Raw genomic sequence first — 3,428 nt, 5'->3', positions numbered from 1 at the left:
ACGAGAGCATTTTGGACTTTTCGGACGAGCTTTGCGTGGAGCGCGAGATCTGGGATATCTGGAGCGAGCTAGCGGGCGAAAATCTGCCGCTGCCACTGGGAGGCATGGCGGTTCGCCGCAGTCTGCCGATAACGGACGCCATCGAGTGCGAGCGCGTGCTAACCGAAGGCGTGCGCATCGCCACCGCGCATAAGCCCTTTTTGTCGCAGATGCTGATGGAGCGAAACCTCATCCGCGTGGACGATGCAAAGCTCGAAAAATATCTGAGCCTTTATGCTAACGAAGCCTCGATCGAGCTTTCGGGGGTACAGATAAGGGCGGTGGATAGGCTGTTTGAGCTTGGTTACGAGCGCGGATTTTACCCTGCGCCGCTTAGCGCGCAGGAGAATTTTATCCCGCGCAAATATAACGAGATCCGTTTTGCGGACTGCGGCGGGCAAAACCCGATGTAAAGCGAGCGAGGTTAAAATTTAGCTGAAATTTGGCGCCTGTCTCGGCTGAATTTTACTCGGAATTAAATCGCGTTTTGGCTAAATTCCTCGTCGTTAAGCGGAGTGTGACTTGGCTAAATTTTGCTTCGGCGTAAAAGTCGTCGCGCGAGGTAGAATTTTACCCCGCGTTCTTGCCGTGGCTGTGCTGCGCCGTAGCTTTTGAAATTTAGCCGCGAAGCATAGCGAGTTTAAAATTTAGCGCAAATTTGACGCCGAGTGTGCCTCGGATCGCCGCCAAGCTCGTCAATCGACCGCGCTGTGGCGCCATTTGTCGCCACGGTACCCCGCTTTAAATTTACGGCTATGTGGCGATAAAATTGCACGGCGCGGCGCTACATCGTGCGGCTGTATTTTGTGCCGCAGGGTGCGAGCTGTGCGCGCGACGTAGCGCGGCAGCAGCGCTAAATTTTAAAGCGGCGGGCGGCTAGCGCAAAATTTAGAAATGAAATTTAAAAGGCAAAATTTTGAAAACAAAGCAGATAGATTTTAGCAAATACACCTCCGTGCGCATCGGCGGGAGTTTTGCGGTGCAAATTTTAAAAGACGAGGCCGATTTTGCGGAGTTTGAGAGCATAGCGGGGGGCGCGATCATCGGCGGCGGCAATAATCTGCTCATCTCGCCCGCACCGCCACACCTTGCGATGCTAAGTGAGGAGTTCGACCGCATAAGCCTAAGCGGAGATATCCTTAGCATCGGGGCTGCGACGAAGTCGGGCAAAATTTACAACTTCGCCAAAAAGCAGGATCTCGGCGGCTTTGAGTTTTTGCGAAACATCCCGGGTACGCTCGGCGGGCTAATCAAAATGAACGCGGGACTCGCCGGCGCGAGCATTAGCGATAGCCTGCTTGCCGTGCGCCTGGCTCGCGGCTGGGTGGAGCGCGAGCGGATAAGCTTCGGCTACCGAAGAAGCGGGATCGAGGAGCCGATTTTGGGCGCCGAGTTTAAAATTTCGCACGGATTTAACGTCTCGCTCGCCGCGGATTTCGCCGCCAAACGCGCCAACCAGCCAAAGGGGGCTAGCTTTGGAAGCTGCTTTAAAAACCCGCCGAATGACGCCGCGGGCAGGCTGATCGAAGCGGCAGGGCTTAAAGGCCGCGCGATCGGCGGCGCGAAATTTAGCGAGCAGCACGCCAATTTCATCATAAATTTCGGCGGCGCAAGCTTTGAGGACGTGATTGCGCTCATAAATTTAGCGCAAAGCCGCGTTTTTGAAGAATTCGGTATCGAACTGGAAACCGAGGTCGTGGTGCTATAAAAGGAAATTCGTATATTTTGCCCCGAATAAATTTACTCGGTTGTCCATTTCGTCTTTTTGCACTGGATTTTTTTATGCTTTGAGATTTTAAAATACCGATGAAATCGTCAAATTTAAAAGCGCTCGAATGCAGTGCGCCGGCGATACTAGCCGCTGTTTCATCGCTTAAAATAGTCGCTACAAAAATGGCCCGCAAAAGCAATCAATTTTATCCCGTTTATCTCGCCATGAAAAACAGTTGTTGAATTTTGCGCGCCAAACCGACGCGACCGTCTAAATCGGCGTTCCGTAACCGTCTAAGCGGGTAAGCAAATTTAGCTCAGATAGTAACCCGCTAAAGCCGCGACTGCGACGATGAGAGTAAGCGCGGCCGTTAGTTTATACAGCCGCAAGGCTCCGGCGCAGCGACTTTTCATATCGCGGATTTTAGGCGGTTTGCTAGCTAAATTTAGCTCCGCAAGCGCCGCGTCAAATTTGCCGCAATCAAGCCTTCCTTCCGCAAAATCTCTAAAAATCAGCGCGTCAAAATGCAGCCTAACGTGCAGATAAAACAAAGCCGTAAAAGCCGCTAAAAAGCCCGGAATCACGGCAAAATTCGTAAAAATCGTAAGGCAGACGGCAAGCTGGAGCAAATTTAACAAGAAAAACAGCCTATGCGTCGCCAAAAACCTAGCTGTAACCAGCGCCAAGGCTCTATCATCCGCCCTTTGGCGGCATTCCTGCTCCCCGCCTTGCGCCGCTTTTTCGTTTTGCTCCGCATTCGTCATTTTTCCTCCTCATTTTGGACGTTTGCCTTTGGTTAAATTCCCGTTCGTTTTCGCCGAAAATTTTTACAATGCCGCTTGTTTCTAGCCTGCAGATTTTTTAAATTTGATCCCTCAAACCGGACTTGATCAAATTTAGCATGCGCCTATTTCGCGCTTAAATTTGCCGCACTTGCTTTTGCGAATTTGGCTGGTCTTTACTCTCCTTTCAAATTTCGCTGGTGCGGACGGCTATCTGCTCTATCCTCTCGCGCAGCGAGCTAGAGACGGCGATCTTTTCGCGGTGCGATTTTAGCAAATTTAGAGCGTCATCAAATCCTAGTCCCGCGTAAATCACAAGCCAAGCGAGCAACACCGACGCGCTCCTACCGTAGCCCAGCGCGCAGCACACTAACACCTTTTTGCCGTTCTCAGCGGCTCGTTCGTTTGAGTTAGCGAAAGTTTGCTTAGCCTCGCCGATCTTACTTTCGTTTGCCGCGCCGCGCGTTTGCAAATTTGCCCGCGCGTCCGCTTGCTCGTCAAATTTCAAATTTCGCTCGTTCGCGTAGCCCGCCTTGGCGCTAAAATTTGATCCTAGTTCCATCCTTTGCTGCAAATTTTCGCCGCCGCAAAGAGCCCTTTTTGCGAACCGCTCGAGTTCGTCCGCGCCTCGTTTTAGCTCGTCCGCGCTCGGCGTTATCATATCTAGCATAGGCACGCTCGCATAAATTTGCGCGCCGCCAGGCCGCTCAAACTCAGCCGCACAGTCAAGCACCGCGTCAAATTTGCCCGCCTCCTTAACCGAGCCCAAATATAGCCCGGGCAAAATCTCGTCTGAAAGCCGGCGTCCGCGCAGCCAAAAAAGCGCATTTAGCCGCGCGACGCAAAGATAAGGGAAAAGTAAGGCTTTAGACGCGGCGGCGTGACGACCTTGCCCG

General features: G+C 52.3%; 4 protein-coding genes. 2 read left to right on the top strand and 2 right to left on the bottom strand.

Features of this window, described 5'->3' with window-relative positions:
• Together Q0369_RS07200 and Q0369_RS07195 are read left to right on the top strand one after the other, a co-directional pair.
• Window positions 1-452 (top strand): MqnA/MqnD/SBP family protein (locus Q0369_RS07200; RefSeq protein WP_367178987.1); only part of this gene is annotated, 452 nt, incomplete at its 5' end.
• A 503-nt stretch (window positions 453-955) separates the two neighbouring features.
• Window positions 956-1,747, top strand: a complete 792-nt coding sequence (locus Q0369_RS07195; protein ID WP_298097948.1) for a UDP-N-acetylmuramate dehydrogenase — start codon at window positions 956-958, stop codon at window positions 1,745-1,747.
• 314 nt (window positions 1,748-2,061) lie between these two features.
• Here the strand turns inward: Q0369_RS07195 and Q0369_RS07190 are convergent, their stop codons facing one another.
• A complete protein-coding gene (locus tag Q0369_RS07190) occupies window positions 2,062-2,514 on the bottom strand; it encodes a hypothetical protein (RefSeq protein WP_298097945.1) in 453 nt (150 codons plus the stop codon).
• 205 nt (window positions 2,515-2,719) lie between these two features.
• On the bottom strand, window positions 2,720-3,428 hold a 709-nt coding region (locus Q0369_RS07185; protein ID WP_298097942.1), incomplete at its 5' end, for a dual specificity protein phosphatase family protein.

The sequence above is a fragment of the uncultured Campylobacter sp. genome (assembly GCF_938030685.1).
In the GTDB taxonomy this organism is placed as follows: domain Bacteria; phylum Campylobacterota; class Campylobacteria; order Campylobacterales; family Campylobacteraceae; genus Campylobacter_B.
Note: the sequence above shows the minus strand (reverse complement) of the source record. Positions and strands in the feature narration are given on the sequence as shown.